The sequence below is a fragment of the Streptomyces sp. NPDC054770 genome (assembly GCF_053611985.1).
This window is the reverse complement of record NZ_JBSHBL010000013.1, coordinates 15,248-34,508: the sequence shown is the minus strand read 5'-3', so window position 1 is coordinate 34,508 and position 19,261 is coordinate 15,248. Positions and strand designations below refer to the sequence as shown.

The 19,261-nt window shown below is 69.9% G+C and carries 19 protein-coding genes; 9 read left to right on the top strand and 10 right to left on the bottom strand.

Going from position 1 to position 19,261, the window contains the following annotated elements:
• The first annotated feature begins 200 nt into the window (after positions 1–200).
• From ACWGKQ_RS14440 to ACWGKQ_RS14425, 4 genes are all read left to right on the top strand, one after another.
• Positions 201–1,466, top strand: coding sequence for an acyl-CoA dehydrogenase family protein (locus ACWGKQ_RS14440; protein ID WP_453292238.1), 1,266 nt, complete (start codon positions 201–203; stop codon positions 1,464–1,466).
• Positions 1,463–2,263: an SDR family NAD(P)-dependent oxidoreductase gene (locus tag ACWGKQ_RS14435; RefSeq protein ID WP_453292237.1), complete on the top strand. Its 801-nt coding sequence runs from the start codon at positions 1,463–1,465 to the stop codon at positions 2,261–2,263. The genes ACWGKQ_RS14440 and ACWGKQ_RS14435 overlap by 4 nt, the downstream gene beginning before the upstream one ends.
• Entirely contained in the window at positions 2,260–3,018 is a 759-nt protein-coding gene (locus ACWGKQ_RS14430) for an SDR family oxidoreductase (protein WP_453292236.1), read from the top strand. Before ACWGKQ_RS14435 ends, ACWGKQ_RS14430 begins: the two co-directional genes overlap by 4 nt.
• 121 nt (positions 3,019–3,139) lie before the next feature.
• Positions 3,140–4,150: a phosphotransferase family protein gene (locus ACWGKQ_RS14425; protein WP_453292235.1), complete on the top strand. Its 1,011-nt coding sequence runs from the start codon at positions 3,140–3,142 to the stop codon at positions 4,148–4,150.
• A 15-nt stretch (positions 4,151–4,165) separates the two neighbouring features.
• Here ACWGKQ_RS14425 and ACWGKQ_RS14420 read toward each other — a convergent pair whose 3' ends face one another.
• The 8 genes from ACWGKQ_RS14420 to ACWGKQ_RS14385 all read right to left on the bottom strand — a co-directional run bounded on the left by ACWGKQ_RS14420 (position 4,166) and on the right by ACWGKQ_RS14385 (position 11,778).
• Entirely contained in the window at positions 4,166–5,179 is a 1,014-nt protein-coding gene (locus ACWGKQ_RS14420; protein WP_453292234.1) for an AraC family transcriptional regulator, read from the bottom strand.
• A 120-nt stretch (positions 5,180–5,299) separates the two neighbouring features.
• Complete coding sequence (locus ACWGKQ_RS14415; protein ID WP_453292233.1) at positions 5,300–5,713, bottom strand: nuclear transport factor 2 family protein; 414 nt, start codon at positions 5,711–5,713, stop codon at positions 5,300–5,302.
• Positions 5,714–5,721: 8 nt separating this feature from the next.
• Positions 5,722–6,657 (bottom strand): cyclase family protein, encoded by a 936-nt coding sequence (locus tag ACWGKQ_RS14410; protein WP_453292232.1) that lies wholly within the window; start codon positions 6,655–6,657, stop codon positions 5,722–5,724.
• Positions 6,654–7,601 carry an SDR family NAD(P)-dependent oxidoreductase gene (locus ACWGKQ_RS14405; RefSeq protein WP_453292231.1) on the bottom strand — a complete coding sequence of 316 codons (948 nt, stop codon included), beginning with the start codon at positions 7,599–7,601 and terminating at the stop codon, positions 6,654–6,656. Before ACWGKQ_RS14405 ends, ACWGKQ_RS14410 begins: the two co-directional genes overlap by 4 nt.
• A 16-nt stretch (positions 7,602–7,617) precedes the next feature.
• Positions 7,618–9,237, bottom strand: coding sequence for a flavin-containing monooxygenase (locus tag ACWGKQ_RS14400; RefSeq protein ID WP_453292230.1), 1,620 nt, complete (start codon positions 9,235–9,237; stop codon positions 7,618–7,620).
• A gap of 5 nt (positions 9,238–9,242) precedes the next feature.
• Positions 9,243–10,187, bottom strand: coding sequence for a hypothetical protein (locus ACWGKQ_RS14395; RefSeq protein WP_453292229.1), 945 nt, complete (start codon positions 10,185–10,187; stop codon positions 9,243–9,245).
• A 405-nt stretch (positions 10,188–10,592) separates the two neighbouring features.
• Complete coding sequence (locus tag ACWGKQ_RS14390; RefSeq protein ID WP_453292228.1) at positions 10,593–11,333, bottom strand: SDR family NAD(P)-dependent oxidoreductase; 741 nt, start codon at positions 11,331–11,333, stop codon at positions 10,593–10,595.
• A gap of 19 nt (positions 11,334–11,352) precedes the next feature.
• Complete coding sequence (locus ACWGKQ_RS14385; RefSeq protein WP_453292227.1) at positions 11,353–11,778, bottom strand: carboxymuconolactone decarboxylase family protein; 426 nt, start codon at positions 11,776–11,778, stop codon at positions 11,353–11,355.
• Between the two features lie 398 nt (positions 11,779–12,176).
• On the opposite strand from ACWGKQ_RS14385, the gene ACWGKQ_RS14380 reads away from it, so the two are divergent.
• The 3 genes from ACWGKQ_RS14380 to ACWGKQ_RS14370 all read left to right on the top strand — a co-directional run bounded on the left by ACWGKQ_RS14380 (position 12,177) and on the right by ACWGKQ_RS14370 (position 15,841).
• Entirely contained in the window at positions 12,177–14,405 is a 2,229-nt protein-coding gene (locus tag ACWGKQ_RS14380) for an MMPL family transporter (protein ID WP_453292226.1), read from the top strand.
• Between the two features lie 118 nt (positions 14,406–14,523).
• Entirely contained in the window at positions 14,524–14,943 is a 420-nt protein-coding gene (locus ACWGKQ_RS14375; protein WP_453292225.1) for a hypothetical protein, read from the top strand.
• A 73-nt stretch (positions 14,944–15,016) separates the two neighbouring features.
• Complete coding sequence (locus ACWGKQ_RS14370; RefSeq protein ID WP_453292224.1) at positions 15,017–15,841, top strand: SDR family oxidoreductase; 825 nt, start codon at positions 15,017–15,019, stop codon at positions 15,839–15,841.
• Positions 15,842–15,952: 111 nt separating this feature from the next.
• On the opposite strand, the gene ACWGKQ_RS14365 is transcribed toward ACWGKQ_RS14370, so the two are convergent.
• Both ACWGKQ_RS14365 and ACWGKQ_RS14360 read right to left on the bottom strand, forming a co-directional pair.
• Positions 15,953–16,657 (bottom strand): TetR family transcriptional regulator, encoded by a 705-nt coding sequence (locus ACWGKQ_RS14365; RefSeq protein WP_453292223.1) that lies wholly within the window; start codon positions 16,655–16,657, stop codon positions 15,953–15,955.
• Positions 16,658–17,137: 480 nt separating this feature from the next.
• The gene (locus ACWGKQ_RS14360) at positions 17,138–18,184 is read right to left on the bottom strand and encodes a cyclase family protein (RefSeq protein WP_453292222.1); all 1,047 of its coding nucleotides are present in this window, start codon (positions 18,182–18,184) and stop codon (positions 17,138–17,140) included.
• Positions 18,185–18,378: 194 nt separating this feature from the next.
• On the opposite strand from ACWGKQ_RS14360, the gene ACWGKQ_RS14355 reads away from it, so the two are divergent.
• Together ACWGKQ_RS14355 and ACWGKQ_RS14350 are read left to right on the top strand one after the other, a co-directional pair.
• Positions 18,379–18,777: a nuclear transport factor 2 family protein gene (locus ACWGKQ_RS14355; RefSeq protein ID WP_453292221.1), complete on the top strand. Its 399-nt coding sequence runs from the start codon at positions 18,379–18,381 to the stop codon at positions 18,775–18,777.
• A gap of 60 nt (positions 18,778–18,837) precedes the next feature.
• Positions 18,838–19,230: a nuclear transport factor 2 family protein gene (locus ACWGKQ_RS14350; protein ID WP_453292220.1), complete on the top strand. Its 393-nt coding sequence runs from the start codon at positions 18,838–18,840 to the stop codon at positions 19,228–19,230.
• The last annotated feature ends 31 nt before the right edge of the window (positions 19,231–19,261 follow it).

The window sequence follows — 19,261 nt, the reverse complement described above, 5'->3', positions numbered from 1 at the left end:
GGGGCCCCTGCGTGCTCCTCGAACGTGGCCATCGCCTCCAGGGCGGCGCGTGAGCGACTCATGAGCTTGCCGCACCAGTACCAGCTTTCCTCGGGCTCCCCGCTCCAGGACTCGGGTCGAGGTCCAGGCTGTCGTCTGCGATCAAGATCCTGTCGTGCAGGATCAAGAGAGAGTGTCCGGCTGTCCCTAGCGTGGTGGTCATGGACTTCAGCCCTTCTCCGCGTGCGGCCGAGCTCACCGAGGCCGTGCGGCTGTTCATTCAGGATGAGATCGCCCCCGTCGAGCACGAGTTGCGCCGCCGCCAGGGTGAGGCTCACCGCGTCGGCGGCGGGACGGACCTGTGGCAGGTGCCGGAAGAGGTGCGGGAACTCCAGCGCCGGGCGCGGGCGCAGGGCCTGTGGAACCTGTTCCTGCCCGCGGGCCACGAAGGGCCGTACGCGGAGCGGTTCGGTCCGCGCGGCGGCTCCGGACTGACGAACCTGGACTACGCTCCCATCGCCGAGGCCACCGGGTGGTCGTTCCTGGCGCCGTACGTGTTCAACTGCAACGCGCCGGATTCCGGCAACGCCGAGGTGCTGCTGCGCTACGGCTCCGGGCAGCAGAAGGAACGCTGGCTGGAGCCGCTGCTGGACGGGTCGATCCGCTCGGCGTTCGCCATGACCGAGCCGGGCGTGGCATCCTCGGACGCCACCAACATGCAGCTCACAGCGGTGATCGAGGGCGACGAGGTCGTTCTCGACGGCCGCAAGTGGTGGACCACCGGCATCGGGCATCCGGACTGCGAGATCCTCGTCGTCATGGGGCTCACCGACCCGGGCGCCCACAAGCACGCCCGGCACTCGATGGTCCTGGTCCCGCGGGACACCCCGGGGGTCAAGGTCGAGCGGATGCTGGACACGATGGGCTTCTTCGACGAGCCCTTCGGCCACGGTGAGGTCTCCTTCACCGATGTCCGTGTTCCGGCTTCCCATATTGTCGCCGGCCCGGGGCGGGCCTTCGAGATCGCCCAGGGGCGCCTCGGCCCCGGCCGGGTGCATCACGCGATGCGCATGATCGGCCTGGCCGAGCGAGCCCTGCAGCTGGCCTGCGAGCGCGGTCTGGCACGCTCCGCGTTCGGCAGGCCGCTGGCGGACCTCGGCGGCAACCGCGAACGCATCGCCGAGGCACGGATCGCGATCGACTCCACCCGCCTGCTCATCCTGGACGCCGCCTGGAAACTCGACACCGTCGGCGCCAGGGGTGCGCTCGGAGAGGTCAGCGCCATCAAGGTCGCGGCGCCGAACGTGGCCCAGCAGGTCATCGACTTCGCCATGCAGATCCACGGCGGCGCCGGCCTATCCAGCGACTTCCCGCTCTCCGGCGCCTGGACCGCCGCGAGGGCCGTCCGCCTGGCCGACGGCCCCGACGAGGTGCACAAGGACGTCGTCGCCCGTGTCGAGCTCGCCAAGCACAAGGCCGCCCGATGAGCCGCGTCCGCCGTGTCCTCGTCACCGGCGGCGCCTCCGGCCTCGGTGCGGCCCTCGCGTCCCGGTACGCAGCGCGGGGGGACCGCGTGCTCGTCACCGACCTCGCCGCCGAAGTGCCGGTCCCGGCGGGCGCCTGCTACCAGCGGTTGGACATCACCTCGACACAGGACTGGGCCGCGGCGCGGGCGCGCGTGCGCCGTGAGTTCGGCGGGCTCGACGTGCTGATCAACAATGCCGGTATCGCGGCCGGCGGCCGCCTGGACCGCGTAGACGACGCGCACTGGCGGCGGGTGCTCGACGTCAACGTGCTCGGCACCGTGAACGGCTGCCGTACCTTCGCCCCGCTGCTCAAGACCCAAGGACACGGCCACATCGTCAACGTGGCGTCCCTGGCAGGGCTGGTCCATCCGGCGGCCATGAGCTCCTACGACGCGAGCAAGGCGGCCGTCGTCGCCCTCTCGGAGAGCCTGCGCCACGAACTCGGCCCGTGGGGCGTCGGCGTGACGGTGGTGTGCCCGTCGTTCTTCCGCACCAACCTGGCCGCCTCCCTGGGCGGGGAGGACCCGCTGATGGACGAGGTGGCGGCCAAGCTGATCTCCCGCGCCCCGCTGGGGGCCGAGGAGGTCGCCGTGCGGGTGCTGAAGGGGGTGGACGCGCGCCGCTTCCTGGTCCTCCCCGACCGCTCCGCACGGATCGCCTACTGGACGAAGCGGCTGGCGCGGCCCCTGTACGACCGTCGGATGCTGGCCGCGGGCGCGAGAATCCGGCGTGCCGAGCTCAGAGAGGAACAGGCATGAGCAGGCCCGGCGACCCTGGCGTCGTCCTCATCACCGGGGCGAGCTCGGGACTGGGGGAGGAGATGGCCCGTCAGTTCGCCGCCCTGGGTTACGACCTGGCCCTGTGCGCCCGGCGCACCGACCGGCTCGAAGCCCTCGCCGACGAGATCCGCTCGGTCACTGGCCGCAGGGTCGAAACCGCTGCCCTCGACGTCACCGACAGCACCGCGGTCAGCTCGGTGTTCCACGAGTTCGCGCAGCGGACCGGACGGATCGACCGGATCGTCGTGAACGCCGGCATCGGCAAGGGCGCTCCGCTGGGGACGGGGCGCGCTGACGCCAACATCGCGACAGCGATGACGAACTTCGTCGGGGCGCTGGCCCAGACCGAGGCCGCGCTGGAGATTTTCCGCCGGCAGGGCCACGGCCACCTCGTGCTCATCTCGTCCATGTCCGCCCTGCGCGGCATGCGCAGATCCATGACCACGTACGCGGCGACCAAGGCCGGACTCGCCAGCCTCGCCGAGGGCCTGCGCTCGGAGAACATCCGGGGCCTCGACGTCTCCGTCATCCACCCCGGCTACATCCGCTCGGAGATGAACGCCCACGTCGAGCAGCGGACCCGGTTCATGGTCGACACCGAGACCGGGGTGCGCGCGATGGTCAAGGCCGTCGAGAAGCGCCGCGCCAAGGCCTACGTGCCCGCCTGGCCGTGGGTCCCGCTCGGGATCGCCATGAAGATCCTTCCCCTCCAGATCGTCCGGAGACTCGTATGACCAGGAAAGCGTCGCCGGTGCCCGCCCGGTCCGCGACGAGGACGCCTTCGACATCGCTGCCCTGGCCGGCTGGCTCGCCGGGAACGCCGGCCCGGGCAGCACCGAGGCCGACCTGTCCGCCGTGCCGGAGGTACGGCAGTTCTCCGGGGGCGTGTCGAACCTGACCTACCTGCTGCGCTACCCGGACGGCGACCTCATCCTGCGCCGTCCCCCGAAGGGCACCCACCGCAACGGCGCGCACGACATGGGCCGCGAGCACCGCATCCAGACCCAGCTCGGGCAGTTCCTGCCGTACGTGCCGCGCACGGTCGCCCTGTGCGAGGACCCGGCGGTCATCGGCTCGCCGTTCTACGTGATGCAGCGGCTCGTCGGCCCGATCCCGCGCAAGAACCTGCCGCCGGGCATGGTGCTCGACCGCGAGCAGACCGCCGTCCTGTGCCGCAACGTCATCGACCTGCTCGTGGACCTGCACGCGGTCGACCTCACGGCCACGGGACTCGGCGACCTCGGCAAGGGCGACGGCTACGTACGCCGGCAGGTCGAGGGCTGGTCGGAGCGCTACCGCAAGGCGCGCACCTGGAACGTCGGCAGCTTCGAGCGGGTCATGCGGTGGCTGGCCGACCACCAGCCGGCCGACCGGCCGCACACCCTGGTGCACAACGACTTCCGCTTCGACAACGTCGTCCTCGACCCGGAGAACCCCACGCGGCCGGTCGGCCTGCTCGACTGGGAGCTCGCCACCGTCGGCGACCCGATGATGGACCTCGCGAACGGCCTGGGTTACTGGGTACAGGCCGACGACGGCAGGCACCTGCAGGCCTTCCGCCGTCAGCCCACCCACCTGCCCGGGATGATGACCCGCGAAGAGGTCGTGGCCCACTACTGCTCGCGCACCGGCACCCGCGTGACCAACCGCGAATGGGCCTGGTACCAGGTCTTCGGCCTGTTCCGCGTCGCCGTCATCGCCCAGCAGGTCTACCAGCGGTACCTGGCCGGGCAGACGACGAACAAGCAGTTCCGCTTCTTCGGTATCGCGGTCGTCCTGCTCGAACTGCGGTGCCGCCGTATCGTCTCCGCCGCCGCACGGATGTCCCCCGGCATCGCTGATGCCCAGGTAGGGAGCCTGCCGTGACCCGGACCCGCCGGCTCAGCGCCTCGCCCGTGCCTCGCGGCGCAGGGCGGACGGAGTGCGTCCCCACCACCGCTGGGCGCAGCGGGTGAGGACCGCTTGCTCGGCGAAACCGATCAGGTCGCTGACCTGGGAGAGCGGCATGTCCGTCGTGGTCAGGTAGGTGCGGGCTCGGCTGCGCCGGACTCCGTCGAGGATCGAGGCGAACGACTCACCCTCCGCGGCGAGTTGCCGCTGGAGGGTGCGTGGGTGCACGGCGAGGACCCGGGCGACGTCGACGAGATCGGTGGAACCGGTCCCGAGGGACTGGTCCAGGAGCGCGCGTACCTTCGCGGCCACCACCGGGCCGGTCTCGGGGGACTGACCGGACAGGAAGGCCAGCGCGATCCGGCGCAAGGTCTCGTCGACCCCGTCGAGCGGCCGCGACAGCAGGCTCGACGGCACCCGCAGCAGCGCGCTGTCGCGGCCGAAGCGAACCCGGGCTCGAAAGGCGTCCTCGTACCGCGACCGCGGCGCTACCGGCTGGTGGGGCAGGTCGACCGACCGCAGTCCGTAGTCGCCGCCCACCAGGAACATCACCGCGCGATGGACGAACAGCGTGGTCATGTCGGTGGCCTGCGGCAGCGGCCGCCTGCCCGCGCCGAAGGAGTACCGCAGCCCGACGACCCCGCGAGCCCCGTCGGGGTCCTCCACCAGCGAGACGCTGAGGTCTCGCGCATGGACGAACATGTACCGGGAGGTGCAGGCGAGCGCGTCGGCGACCGAGGGGGAGTGCTGGATCGCCACTGCCAAGGGGCCCAGCATGCCGAAGTCCTGTGCCTCGCCCACGCGCAGCCCCAGGTCAGGGCATCCCAGGTCGGCCGCGGCGATCTCCAGCACCGCCGCCAGGGCGGAGTCCTCCACGAGCAGCTCGTCGCTGTCGAGCGCTTCGACGGGCAGACCCGCCCGTCCGGCATACGCTCCCGCGTCTCCACCCAGAGCCTCGACGGACTGTCGGAACTTCTGCAGGCCTGCCGACCGAACCAGGGACACGCTCACAGGATGGCACTCGTGTCGCCCAGGATCAAACCACGGTCGCGGTGCGCACCGAGGAGACGGGGCCGGCGCGGCCGCTGGGAACGCGGTCGCGCCGGCCTTTGCCAGCCACCGGGGTCAGGGCGCGTCGCCGACGTACTCGTCCACCCGGCGGCGCAGCAGCCAGCGTCCCGCCGACTCCTCGAACGTGTCGTGATAGCGCGCCACGACGGCGACGGACCAGGCGGAACCGGCGCGGACGAGCATCACCACGTCGCTGGTCGCCTTCGCCGTGCGCTCGTCCCACTCCGTGAGGAGCGTGTTGCCGACGAGGTGGCACTGCGGCCGGTCCGGATCCGGCCGCCACCCCGGACGGGAGAACGCCTCACGGATGGCGTCGGCACCCACCAGGGGCTCGAAGCCGGGTATCTCGACCACGCCGTCCGGCAGGTACAGCGCGACCATGTCCTCGGTACGGCCCTCGTCCTGGGCCTGGGCGTGCGCGGCGACCGTCGCTCGCACGCCCGCGCTCACCTCGGCGAATTCCGGCACGGCCGTGCCTACTTGATGGCGATCGGCGTGATGGGCGAGCCGACGGAGCCCGTCACCTTCAGCCCCGGGGCGCAGAACAGCATGTCCCACACGCCGTCCTCCTCGCAGTCCGCGGCCAGCTCCTCGAAGTTGAACATCTCGCCGAGCGTGAGGCCCATGTCCCGGATCACCACCTGGTGGAACGGGATGGTCGCGCCCTTGACGGGACTGGGCCACACCTCGCCGGAGTGGTTGTCCATCGCGAGCGCCGCGACCTCGCGCTCGTACAGCCAGTTGCAGGTGTCGAGGCAGGGCCCGGGAGCGTTGCCGAGGAAGTGCTCGCGGTCCCCCTCCAGGAACCACTGGTAGGAGCCGGTGCGCAGCAGCACGATGTCGCCGGACCCGACGCGCACGCCCTGGCGTTCCTCGGCGGCCAGCAGGTCGGCCTCGGTGATCTCGTACGAGTCCGCCAGCCGGTCCACGCCCTTCAGCCGCGCGATGTCCAGCAGGACTCCGCGGGAGATCAGCCGGTCGACGGCCTTGTGGAACGAGTTGCGGCTGGCGCCCTGGAAGTTGTTGACCGCGGCGGCCGGCACGTTGTTGTAGAAGGTGCCGCCGTAGCCCGCGTGCGCAAGACCGTCCCACTGGGTGGCGGCCTGCAGACCGGTGACGATCATGTCGTCGGCGGAGATCAGACCGTCCTGGGCGAACCCGGTGTCGGACGGCAGCAGCGTCATGACATGGATCGGGTTGTTGCGGAAACCCCCGGACTTGAAGGGCCCGTTGCCGTCGAACGCCATGCCCAGGTCGAACGCCTTGCCCGTGCGGACGAGTTGCGCGGCCTCGATGCGCTTCTGCGGGGTCACGAAGTTCAGGGTGCCGATCTCGTCGTCGTCTCCCCAACGACCCCAGTTGTTGAGCTTCTTGCCGAGTTCGTGATGAGGCCAGACCTTCTCTGCGCTCACGCTTCTCCCTCTTCTCCTTGCCGATGGGCCATGTAACGGCTGACGCATTCCATGAGGTCGCCCGGAACGTGGAATCCGGAGTGGTCCTTGATCCGGTCAAGGTTCCCGGCGATGTCCTCGACCGTGACCTTGAGCGGGTCGGCGGGCAGCCAGCCCTCGGTGACGCCGACGAAGAGATGCGCGAACCGTCCGCCTCCGGCGAGGAACACCTCACCGCTCACGGCGCACACCTCGTGGGCGAGATACGCCACCATGGGCGCCACCAGTACCGGGTCCATCGCGGTGCCACCGGAGCGGCCCTGCTCCCGCAACGCGTCCATGCCCTCGGAGGGGCCGCCGCCCATCCGCGTCATGGCGTTGGGGGCGATCACGTTGACCTTGATGTCGTGGCCGCGGGCCGAGACCGCCATGCTGCGGGCCATCCCGATCATCGCCGCCTTGGCGGTGGCGTAACCGAGGTTGTCCGGGAGCCCGAACATCCCGATCGAGCCGGTGAGCACGACCCGGCCGTAGTTCCGCTCCAGCATGTAGGGCCAGGCGGCGCGGGTGGTGTGGAAGGCGCCGAGGACGTGTACCGCCAGGTGGCTTTCGACGTTCGCCGCGTCGATGTCCGGCAGCCCGGCGAACCGTACGTTGCCGGCGTTGTTGACGACGATGTCGATCCGCCCGAAGGCCTCGACGGCGGCTTCGACGGGCCGCCGTCCGCCGTCGGCGGTGGAGATGTCACTGGTGTCGGCGATCGCCGTACCGCCGGCGTCGTTGATCTCCGCGGCGACGGCCTCGGCGGGACCGGCGTCGGAACCGAAGCCCTCCATCGAGCCGCCCAGGTCGTTCACGACGACCTTCGCGCCCAGTTCACCGAGGAGCAGGGCGTAGGCCCGCCCGATCCCGCGTCCGGCGCCGGTGACCACCGCGACGCGATCGTCGAACAGATGTTGCCGCATGACCATGTCCTCCGGTTCAGGAAAGGAAGCGGGAGTATTTCGTCTGGAGGACCTCGTCCATGAACTCGCGCAGCTTCGGGCGCCCACCGGGATTGAGCAGGAAACTCCGGGGCTTCCCGGCGATGTTGGAACCGAAGAAATAGCTGCGCTCACCGAACGGGGAATACACGGCCAGTTCCGCGACCATGGCGTTCCAGCTCTCCTCCGTGTCGGCGGGAACCTCGATCACCCGGTGGCCGTGCTCGCGCAGGTACTCGATCGCGTCGGCGATGAAGTTCACCTGGTCCTCGGCATACCTCGGGTTGTTGCCGGCCGCACCGTGCGGGCCGCCCGGGAAGAAGAAGTTCGGGAAGCCGTGGCTCATGAGTCCCAGGAACGTGCGCGGCCCGTCGGACCAGTAGTCCTCAAGGGCCAGCCCACCGCGACCGCGCACCCCCATCCGGTTCAGTGCGCCGGTGCCGAAGTCGAACCCCGACGCCCAGACGACGACGTCGAACTCCCGCAGCCCGTCGGTCGTTTCGATGCCGGTCTCCGTGACCCGGACGAACGGGTTGTCCCGCAGGTCGACGAGGCTCACCTTCGGATCGTTGTAGGCCTCGAAGTAGCCGGTGACGAAGGGCGGGCGTTTCCCGGCCCAGCCGTGGTCGTCGGGGATGAGCCGCTCGGCCGTCGCCGGGTCCTTGACGATGCTGCGGACCTTCTCGGCCATGAAGGCGCACCAGTCGTCGTTGGCGGCCTTGTCCGTGAGCATGTCGGAGTAGTGGCTGATCACCTTGGCGAAGCCAGGGCTCTGCCACATCCGTTCGTGGAACTCCCACCGTTCGTCGCGTGAGTCCTCGAACGCCGTACGGTCCCGCGGCTGGTGCAGGAACCCGCTCGCGGAGGTGTTGAGGGTCTCCCGCAACTGCTCGAAACCGTCGTTCAGTTGAGCTTGCTGCTCAGCCGTGATCGGCTCGTTGTTCAGCGGGGTGCACCAGTTGGGCGACCGCTGATAGACCGTCAGGGAGGCGACGTCCGCCAGGATGGCGGGGATCACCTGGACGCCGCTGGAGCCGGTGCCGACCACCGCGACCCGTTTGCCCGCGAAGCCGACGGGGGTGTCGGGCCACAGGCCGGTGTGGTGGGCCACGCCCGCGAAGTTCTCCCGACCGGGCACCTCGGGAAAGACCGGCACCGACAGCACGCCGGTGGCCGCGACCACGAACCGCGCCCGCACCTCGGTACCGTCGGTCGCCCGCACCAGCCAGGTCGCCGAAGTCTCGTCGAACAGCGCGGAGTTGACCCGAGCCCCGAACCGGATGTGACCGCGCAGGCCCAACCGGTCCACGGCGTAGTTGAAGTACCGCTCGTTCTCCGGCTGCCCGGCGAACCGCTCGCGCCACTCCCAGCCCTCGAACAGCTCCTTCGAGAACAGATAGCCGTAGGTGTAGCTCTCCGAGTCGAGGCGGGCTCCCGGATACTGGTTCCAGTGCCACACCCCGCCGACCCCCTGGCCGGCCTCCAGCAGCCGGGCGGAGAGTCCCGCGTCGAGGGCCCGCTTCAGCTGATGGATCCCGGTGACACCGGCACCGATGACCAGCAGGTCGACATCGGTGTCGACGGCGCTTGGGCTCCCGTTGCCTGCGGGGACTGCCACGTCGCTCACCCCCTGCGCGGATCGCCGGCCGTCAGCCTGGTGGTGAAGCCCCAGGGAATGCCGAGTCCGGTCGAGGCGTCGGTGACGAGCGTGTCGCTCGTGCGGGTGCGCACCCCCACGCCCTGCGCGTCCAGATGGCGTGCGACGCGGTCGAGGTCGGCTACCTTCCAGGTGATCGAGTGGTACGTGTCGTTCGGCGCCCCGGTGGCCCAGTCGGCCTGTGCCGGGGTGCCGTCGTCGGGGACCGCGTACTCGAAGACCGCGTCGGCCAGGTGGACGTAGGTGCTCTGCGCGCCCAGCACCTCGTTGCGTCCCGTGTGGATGACCGTCCCGCCCAGTCCGTCGACCACCACGCGCAGGGCCCGGTCGACGCGATCGGTCAGCACGGTGTGGTGCGAGCAGCGCTCGATGCCGAGCGGATCGTCCTCGGACACCGGCGGCAACTCCCAGTCCGGGGCCAGCCGGTGGTCCAGCGGGAACGGGATCTGCGGCAGGAACTCGTAGCGCAGGCCCGCGTCCTCGGGCACCGTGAAGAAGATCGGCATCGGGGAGTTGGGCGCGGTCGGGGGATCGTCGCCCTCGGCGGCCTCGTCGAGCTGACCGACCATGCCGATGCCGAGCCCCTTGAGCGCGCGGTAGGCGTCGGCGATGCCGTCGACGTACCAGCCGAACCCCTTCAGGTGCGGCTTGTCGACCGAGGCGTAGCGCTGGACGCCCTGGAGGACGTAGCGCTTCGGGTCGATCGTGTCGAACAGGACGTCGTTGATCGGCGTGAACGTCGAGTAGTCGGTCGGATAGCCCTCACTGACGGGGGCGTTGCGCATCATCTCGGCCATAGGCCGGCTTGGGCGCCCGAAGACGCGCTCGAACCACGCCTCCGCCTCCCGGAGATCGGTCACATGGTGGCTGGGGTGGTACAGCCGGGTCACACGAAAGCCGCCGTCGGTCATGGCGGTCCTCCCTCTCTCAGGTCTGTCGTACGAGCCGTGCGGGGCCGGCGGTCACCAGGCGACGGGCAGTTCGTGGATGCCGTAGGCCTGCGAGTCCTCCTTGAACGCCAGGTCCTCCGGACCGGCCGCCAGCCGCAGCGTGGGAATGCGACGCGCGCTGGGCGGCGTGGGTGAGGACCAGCCACGGGGTGGTGCCGTCCCAGCTGCGCACGCGCATCACCGGCCGGCCGGCGGCACGGAGCCCCAGCAGGTCGGGCGGGGGAGCGAAGGGGCAGGTGCCCGACCTGGGCGCCGGGAAGTCCGGCAGCTCCTCCGTCGGCCCGGTGTCCGTCACGGTCTCTGTCATGGTCGTCCCTTGCCTGTGGCGTTGTTCGGGGCCTTGTTCGTGGCCTTGGTCATGGCCGCTCAGACGAAGTAGCGGCCGCCGTTGACGCTGAGGGTCTGTCCCGTCACGTATCCGGCCTCGTCGGACGCGAGGTAGGCGACCGCGTAGGCGATCTCGTCGGGGCGTCCGGCCCGTTTCATCGGCATGGTCGCGCCCAGTGCGTCGGGGTCGAATCCCTCGCGGAGCAGGGGCGTGTCGATGAGGCTCGGCGCCACGTTGTTGACCGTGATGCCGGTGTCGGCGAACTCGAGGGCGAGCGCCTTGGTCAGACCGATCACCCCGCCCTTGGACGCCGCGTAGTGGGACACCGCGGGACCGCCGGTCTGGGCGGACGAGGACGAGATGTTGACGATACGTCCGTGCCCCGCCGTCAGCATGTCCGGCACGAGGGCACGCGTGACCAGGAAGGGGCCTTTGAGGTTGATCCGGATCATCCGGTCCCAGGTCTCCTCGGTGAGGTCCGGGAACGGCACGTAGTTGGTGATACCGGCGTTGTTGACCAGGATCGTGACCGGACCGAGTGCCGCGTGCGTCTGCTCCGCAGCGGCGGCGACGGCCGTGGCGTCGGCCGCGTCACCGACGACCGCCACCGCCTTGCCGCCCGCCTCGCCGATCGCGTCGGCCGTCTCGTGCGCCCCCGCACCGTCCAGGTCCCACACGGCGACCGTCGCGCCCTGGGCGGCGAGCACCAGGGCGATCGCCCGTCCGATACCTCGGCCGCCACCGGTGACGACCGCGTTTCTTCCGTTCAGAGACGTCATTCAGGACTCCAGGTAGGTGCTACTGCTTCGGTTCCGCGGGGATGTCACCCCTCGCCGCGCCGGGCGCCTGACCCAGTGCCTTCCGGGCGGCCTTCCGCGCGGCCACGGCCCGGGGGAAGCCCGCGTATCCGGCGGAGTGGTACAGGACTTCGGCGATCTCGTCCTCGGTCAGCCCGTTGTTCAGCCCTATCCGGACGTGGCTGCCGAGTTCGTCCTCGGCGCCCAGCGCGATCAGGATCCCCAGCGTGACCAGGCTCCGGTCCCGTCGAGCCAGACCCTCGCGCGCCCAGAGCTCGGCCCAGACGCTGACCAGGCCGATCTCCACGAGGTCAGCACCCACGCCGTCGTCACGCAGGTCGGCGTCCTCGGCGAGGGGGGTGTTGACGACCGAGGACATCGTTCGCAGACCGAGTCCGCGCAACTCGGCCGCTGTCGTGGGTTTCACGGGGGATTCTCCGTCCGTCCCGCTCACCGGGACGGACTTTCTGCTGCCTGCACTCGCCACACCCTTCTCTCGTCATCGGGTTACGTATTCAGATTGGTGAAATTAGCTAGCTGATTGAACCGTATGGGAGAGGAGGTGGATACGGCAATGCCCTGGACGCCGACTCGTCGCCGACCAGGACATACCGACAGGGAGCGAGGACCGCGCCGTGGTGTAGCGGGCTACACCACGGATACGGGAGGGCGCTCCCTCGTGGCTCCGCGCGCCTCGCGGAAGGGTGAGGTGTGGAGACGGACGCCACCCTGAACCCACCGTGAACAGGGCGGACTTTCCCATGCCGAGGCGGTTCCGGCTCCGTGCGCATTCCCGGAACCGCTGATGTGGAGGCTTCCCTCGTCATGGCAACTGTCCTGTATCACCTGGGCCGTGCGGCCTTTCGCTGGCGATGGTTCGTCGTCGTCCTGTGGGTCGCCGTGCTCGGCGCCGTCGGATTCGCCGCGTCCAAGGCGCCCGCAGCCGCCGACGAAGGCTTCACGATGCCCGGGATCGAGTCCCAGAAGGCGTTCGACCTGATGGAGCAGCGGTTCCCGGGGACCACGGCCGACGGGGCGAGCGCGCGCATCGTGTTCATCGCCCCGAGCGGGGAGAAGGTGACCGCGGCCGGCAACCGGGCCGCGATCGAGAAGCTCGTCGACGAGGCCGCCGACGGCTCCCAGGTCGCCGCCGCCGTCGACCCCTTCCAGGCCAAGGCCGTCAGCAAGGACGGTACGACGGCGTACGCGACCGTCTCCTTCAAGGCGACGGCCGACGACCTCACCGACGCGAGCAAGAAGCACCTGGAGTCAGCCATCGACGTGGCTCGGCAGGCCGGTCTGCGGGTGGAGGTCGGCGGCGACGCGCTGGCGACCCAGCCCGCGGCCGGCGGACCGGCCGAGGTGGTCGGTATCGCCGTAGCCGCCGTCGTCCTGCTGATCACGTTCGGGTCCCTGGCCGCCGCCGGTCTGCCGCTGCTGGCCGCGATCATCGGCGTGGCCGTCGGCATGACCGGGATCATGGCCCTGTCCCAGACCTTCGGACTGTCGGAGAACACCGGCACCCTCGCCACCATGCTGGGCCTGGCCTGCGGCATCGACTACGCCCTGTTCGTCGTCTCCCGCTACCGCGAGGAACGCGCCAAGGGCCACGCACCCCGGGAGGCGGCGGGCCTCGCCGTCGGCACGGCCGGCTCCGCGGTCGTCTTCGCCGGGCTCACCGTCGTCATCGCGCTGGCCGGGCTCTGGGTCGTCGGTATCCCGATGCTCACCAAGATGGGGCTGGCCGCCGCCGGCGCGGTCCTCGTCGCCGTGCTGATCTGCCTGACCCTGGTCCCGGCGGTCCTGGGCTGCTGGCCGAACGCCGTGCTCTCGCGCGGCGCTCGCAGGAACTCCAGGCGGTACCGCAGGAAGCAGCGCAAGACCGACAACGGCGGCTCGCGCTGGGCCAGGGCCGTCGTCCGCCTGCCCCTACCGGTGCTCCTGCTGGGCGTCGTGGGCCTGGGCGCGGTCGCCGCACCGGTGATGGACCTTCAGCTCGGCATGCCGGGCGACGAGGCCAAGCCGACCTCCACCACCGAGCGCCGCGCCTACGACGCGCTCGCCGAGGGTTTCGGACCCGGCTTCAACGGCCCCCTGACGATCGTCGTCGACGCCAAGGGATCCGACGACCCGAAGGCGGACGTGGCCACGATCACGAAGGACATCGCCGCCACCAGGGGCGTCGTCTCCGTCTCGGCCGCCCGCTTCAACCAGGCCGGTGACACCGCGGTGTTCGCCGCCACGCCCGCCACCAGCCCGACCGACCAGAAGACCAAGGACCTCGTCAAGACGATCCGGGACGAGCGCTCCGGCATCGAGAAGGATGCGGGCGTGTCCTTCGAGGTCACCGGCAAGACCGCCCTCGACATCGACGTCGCCGAGAAGGTGCAGGCCTCGCTGGTGCCCTATCTCGCGGTGGTGGTCTCGCTCGCCGTCGTGCTCCTGCTGCTGGTCTTCCGCTCCCTGCTGGTGCCTCTGAAAGCGGCCTTCGGGTTCCTGCTCTCCGTCCTCGCGGCCCTCGGCGCGGTCGTCGCGGTCTTCCAGCAGGGCCATGGCGCGGACCTGCTGGGCGTGGAGTCCACCGGCCCGATCATGAGCATGATGCCGATCTTCCTGGTGGGCATCGTCTTCGGCCTGGCGATGGACTACGAGGTCTTCCTGGTCTCGCGGATGCGTGAGGCGTACGTGCACGGCGAGGCGCCCAAGGACGCGATCGTCTCGGGCTTCCGGCACAGCGCCCGCGTGGTCGTGGCCGCGGCGCTGATCATGATCGCGGTGTTCTCCGGCTTCATCGGCGCCGACGAGTCGATGATCAAGATGATCGGTTTCGGGCTGGCCGTCGCGGTCCTCTTCGACGCGTTCGTCGTCCGTATGGCGATCGTCCCGGCCATCCTCGCCCTGCTCGGCCACCGGGCCTGGTACCTGCCGAAATGGCTGGCCCGGCTGCTGCCGAACATCGACGTCGAGGGCGAGAAGCTGAGCCGAAAGGTGCCCGTCCCGACCGCAGAGCCGGCCGACGAGTCGCCCTCCGCGGAGCCCGTCGGCGCCCGCTGAGCCGCGTCACCGGCAGCTAGGGACCGGAGCCCGGTCCTGGCACTGCGAACCGCCACCCACGTCCATCCGACCACCGGCTCTGCCCCCCGGGGGGCGGAGCCGTGAAAGGAATCCACCCATGACCGCACGCCGCCACCATCGCATCACCGCCGTCGCCACCGCCGCAGCCGCTGTCGCGCTGACCGCGACGCTCGCCGCCGGCTGCCAGTTCGACGACCAACGGGACTGCGTCTCCAGCGCCGACACCATCGCCGACAGTGTCACCGCCATCCACAGAGCGGGCGCGGACGCGATCGAGGATCCCACGCGGACCCAGAAGTCCGTCGACACCATCGAGAAGAACCTCGACAAGATCAACGACAAGATCAACGACAAGACGGACGACAAGACGGACGACAACAAGGTCGGCGATGCGGTCGACGACCTGAACAAGGCCGTCGCGGACTACAACAAGGCCATTCTGAACGGCGACACCGCCCCGGACAGCAGCAAGATCGACGCGGCGGCCGACCGACTGAAGGACGTCTGCACGTCGTGAACCGGTGCCCCGGACCCGGTCGCCTGCGAGACACTCGTCCCCAGGGACAAGTGTCTTCGATGAGGAGTGACGCATGACCACGGTAGGTATCGCCACCGGCGCCGCCAGCGGGACGGGAGAGGCATGCGCCAGGCGCCTCGCCGACGTGGTGGATGTGCTGTTGCTCGCCGACGGGAACGAGGCGGCGGTGGCCGCGGTCGCGAAGGACCTGTCGGGCCACGGCAAGCGGGCCCTCGTCGAGCCGTTCGCGGTCGATGTCACCGACCGGGCGGACCTCGCCCGGCTCGCCGACCGGGTCAGGGAGACCGGCACGCTCCGGGCCGTCGCGCACGCCTACGGCATCCCGCCCGAGGAAACCGACTGGCGCCGGATCATCGAGGCCGACTTCGTCGCGGCGGCGCTGCTCACCGAGACGCTCCGGCCACTGGCCACGGCCGGTACGGCATTCGTGTACCTGGCCTCCGTGTCCCCGCTGATCGCACACCTCGAGCCCGCCCCGGCGGTGGCGGCCGTCCTGGACGATCCGTTGCAGGAGGACTTCCTCGACCGTTTCCGGGAGGTGGCCGGTCCCGCGGTCGAGGATCCGGCCTGGGCGTACCCGTGGGCCACGTACGGCGTGCACCGCCTGACCCGCGCGGAGGCCGTACGGTTCGGCTCCGTGGGCGCCCGCGTGTGCTCGCTGTCGCCGGGCGCGATCGACACCCCGGAGACACGGCTGGAGGCGGCCCGGTACGCGTCGATCCGAGAGCTCATCGAGCGCACGCCACTGGGCCGCGTCGGCCGGTACGAGGAGGTCGCCGCCGTCGCGGCCTTTCTGCTGTCGGACGAGGCGAGCTTCGTGAACGGCGTCGACATCGTCGTCGACGGCGGCCTGTGTGCCTCGCTGCGGGAGGACTGACGCCGCGGGAGGCGCGCTCTGCGGCCGGTGCGGGACGACGCGTCCGCACCGGCCGTCCCGCACCGGCACTCTCGGCACAGACACTTCGGAATGTCGGCCGCGCCGCGCCTGTCATCGGCCGGCGGTGCCCTCCCACTCGGCCTCGGGGTCGAGCGGCAGTTCGGGCCGGTCGCGCTTGAACGCCTGTGCCTGTTTCTCGACCTTGGGCAGGGCGTGATCAGGCGCGCCGAAGCCGCGGAACAGGGTCGCGCAGTACTCGTGGGACAGGAACTGAGCGTCCCACTGCCCGTCCGGCTTCACCCATTGGTACGTGTGGTTGTGCAGGTTGAGGAACTGGAGGGTGGCCAACCGGGGCGACATGGAGCGGAACACGCCCTGTTCCATGGCCTGCGAGAGCAGGTCGGAGATCAACTGCTCGAAGTCGGAACGCTGGGCGAGCAGGGTCTTGAGCTCGTCGCCGCTGAGACTGCGATAGTCGTGTTCGTAGACCCAGATGTGGTCGAGCCTGCGAAAGATGATCGTCAGAAGCGACTCCGACAGCAGACGCAGGCGCAGCAGCGGGTCCATGTCGAGGTCCGCGATCTGCCGCGCGCGGGACAGCAACGGCCCCATGACCCGCGACTGGATTTCGACCAGCAGGTTCTCTTTCGAGCCGATGTAGTAGTACAGGGCTCCCTTGGCCAGCCCGACCGCGCGCCCCAGGTCGTTGATGGAGGTCGCGGCGTATCCTTGCTGAGCGAACAGGGACGCCGCGATGTCAATGATCTTCTGGCGTCTGACCTCGAAGCCCGGTCCATGGCCTGGCGGTCGTGGCATGGATTCACTCCCCGCGTGATGTGGCGACATGTCGATGGGAATCGACTCCCGCGCCCACGTCGGATGCCTTTCGGTATATCCGGGGGAAGCGGATCACGGGGCGCCGCTTGCTTTTACTGGACCAATCGGTACATTAAACCATGGAAACCCGTCGTCTCAAGCCCGCACCGTCTGCCGGGGCATGGCGACGACGCGCCGGGCCCACGGGTCCGGCGCTCCAGTGCGCCGGCATCGGCTCCGGACGCGTGGACGACCTGGCGTCAATGTACCGCCGCAGGTGACGCATCCGACGGTTCGAGGACCGGGTGTCCGAACTCCACGAACCGTACAGGGCGACGAAGTTCCCCGGTTTCCCGCATGTGTCGACGGGGTGGAAGATCCGCCGCCGGGATCCGGGCCGCCCCTGGTGCGTCCGCCGTGGGCCCGGCCGCTCGGGCAGGACTGGTCGGGCCCACGGCGGACCCCGGTCGAGTCCGTGGTTCAGACGGTCGCGACCGGTGTCAGCGGACTGCCCTGGGTGCCGGGCAGGTTCAGCGGGGGAGCCGTCAACAGGAACCTGCTGCGGCCGTGCTCGCGCAGCCAGCCGGCCAGCTCGTGCAGGTACCACAGTTCGCCGAGGGGAACGCCCAGCTTGAACAGGCACAGGTGGTGGATCGGCAGCAGCGTGTGCGGGCCCTGGGCCTGTGTGACGGCCACGCCTTCGACGGCGTAGTTGTCCGCCACCAGCGCCGAGATCTGCGACTCGGTGATCCAGTCGAGCAGCGCGGGGTCGTCGGCGTCCAGGTAGGCGGCGGTCTGATGGATCGCCACGGGGTCGGGGTTCTTGCCCCAGGCGAGGATCTGGGTGGCGAAACCGGTGTGCAGCAGCAGCATGTCGCCGGGTTCGACGACGACGTCGTCCGCGGCCATGATGTCCTGAAGCGTCTTGAAGTTCACCGCCTGGTAGCCCGTGCCCAGATGGTGTGCCAGGTCGACCAGGACCCCCCGGCCCTGCACGCCGTGCTCCGCCATGTGTTCCAGGCCCAGGTGGCGGGCGTGGCTGAGGCTCCCGCTGCCGTCGCCCTTGACGTCCTCCTGCGGTCCGACGATGTCGGTGCCCGCGCGGTATCCGTTGTAGTAGACGGGCTCGGCCACCCCGTCGCCGTCGGTGTCGAACTCGGCACCCTGGTGGGCGAGGGAGTCCCACTGGGTCGAGTACTGCAGCCAGAGGGTGACCACGTCGTCGGACCACACGTCGATGAGCTCGGGTGAGATCTGTTCGCGTGCGACGACGTTGTAGAAGACGTCCTGCTTGTGCGCCAGGTCCTCGGTGGGCCTCAGAATCGGCGGGTAGCGTCGCTGGTTCATGGCCGAGCCGCCGGGATAGTCGAGCGGCAGGCTCAGGCTGAAGCTGATTCCGTGCTCGACCTCACGCACGCCCTGGAGGACCTTCTCGGGGGTCAGCAGGTTGATGCGGCCCAGCTCGTCGTCGTCACCCCAGTCGCCCCACGTCGAGCCCGGCGGACGCTGCTTCCAACGCTTCGTCACGATTACGCCTCCTTCGGCGACAGTCCCGGTGACAGCCGTGGGCATGCTATTCAGATTGTACCGATCGGTCAATGAGTTGAGTTTAATGCGAATGACCTCTCCCTTTTCCCTCTCCCGCAGCAATAGACTGAGTGGTCGAAAGAAGTGGTGGGGTGCTGCTGCCGAGCGCAGGCCCGTCCGACCTTGGAGAGAGAATGAGCGAAGCCACACAGGCGTGGGTCGCGGAGGGTGTGCGGGCCGTGATCGGGGCCCACGCCCAGGCGCAGGACGCCGGCCGTACCGATGAGGTCGTCGCGTTGTACACGCCCGACGGCGTTCTCGAAGTACCGGGCATGGATCCCGTCGAGGGTCACGACGGGATCCGGGAGGCCTTCAAGGGCTGGGCCCCGACACGGCCGCAGCTGCATGTCGTGACCAATACCGTCGTCACCTCCGCCGCCGGGGACGAGGCCACGGCGGTGAGCGACGTGGTCTTCTTCCTGCGCGCGGAGCCGGGCTGGGCCCCGCAGCTCGTGGGCCGCTACGACGACACCTTCCGCCGCATCGACGGCACATGGCTGTTGCACCGTCGCAGGACCACCTACCAGGCCTAGCTGCCCGCCTCCACCCACTCCGCCCGCCCGTCGAATTCACCCTGGGAGAGAAGAAGACAGATGACCATTTCCGCCGAAGCAGTCCTGGCCGGTGTACAGACCGCCATCGCCGCCTACGCCCACGCCATCGACGCGGGCCGCACCGAGGCCATCCCCGACCTGTTCACCGAGGACGGCGTCGCCGAGATCACCGGTCAGGGCACCTTCGAGGGCCGGGAGGCCATCGGCAAGGCCTACGCGGCGTTCACACCGCAGGCTCCGCAGCTGCACCTCGTCGGCAACACCCTCCTGACCTCCCCTCCCGGAGACGAGGTCACCGCCAGCAGCAACCTGGTGTTCTTCGTCCGAGGCGAGGAGGGCTGGGCCGTCCAACTCGTCGGGACCTACGAGGACACCCTGGTCCGCGTGGGTGACGTATGGAAGTTCCGCAGGCGGGTCACGACCTTCAAGTAGCCCCGCCCGTACGACGGCTGTGCGGCCGGCC

What these genes read in the sequence shown, in the direction of transcription:
- ACWGKQ_RS14440 (WP_453292238.1), top strand. Translation starts at nt 201, where the DNA reads ATGGACTTCAGCCCTTCTCCGCGTGCGGCCGAGCTCACCGAGGCCGTG.
- ACWGKQ_RS14435 (WP_453292237.1), top strand. Translation starts at nt 1,463, where the DNA reads ATGAGCCGCGTCCGCCGTGTCCTCGTCACCGGCGGCGCCTCCGGCCTC.
- ACWGKQ_RS14430 (WP_453292236.1), top strand. Translation starts at nt 2,260, where the DNA reads ATGAGCAGGCCCGGCGACCCTGGCGTCGTCCTCATCACCGGGGCGAGC.
- ACWGKQ_RS14405 (WP_453292231.1), bottom strand. Translation starts at nt 7,601, where the DNA reads ATGCGGCAACATCTGTTCGACGATCGCGTCGCGGTGGTCACCGGCGCC.
- ACWGKQ_RS14395 (WP_453292229.1), bottom strand. Translation starts at nt 10,187, where the DNA reads ATGACCGACGGCGGCTTTCGTGTGACCCGGCTGTACCACCCCAGCCAC.
- ACWGKQ_RS14390 (WP_453292228.1), bottom strand. Translation starts at nt 11,333, where the DNA reads ATGACGTCTCTGAACGGAAGAAACGCGGTCGTCACCGGTGGCGGCCGA.
- ACWGKQ_RS14380 (WP_453292226.1), top strand. Translation starts at nt 12,177, where the DNA reads ATGGCAACTGTCCTGTATCACCTGGGCCGTGCGGCCTTTCGCTGGCGA.
- ACWGKQ_RS14375 (WP_453292225.1), top strand. Translation starts at nt 14,524, where the DNA reads ATGACCGCACGCCGCCACCATCGCATCACCGCCGTCGCCACCGCCGCA.
- ACWGKQ_RS14370 (WP_453292224.1), top strand. Translation starts at nt 15,017, where the DNA reads ATGACCACGGTAGGTATCGCCACCGGCGCCGCCAGCGGGACGGGAGAG.
- ACWGKQ_RS14365 (WP_453292223.1), bottom strand. Translation starts at nt 16,657, where the DNA reads ATGCCACGACCGCCAGGCCATGGACCGGGCTTCGAGGTCAGACGCCAG.
- ACWGKQ_RS14355 (WP_453292221.1), top strand. Translation starts at nt 18,379, where the DNA reads ATGAGCGAAGCCACACAGGCGTGGGTCGCGGAGGGTGTGCGGGCCGTG.
- ACWGKQ_RS14350 (WP_453292220.1), top strand. Translation starts at nt 18,838, where the DNA reads ATGACCATTTCCGCCGAAGCAGTCCTGGCCGGTGTACAGACCGCCATC.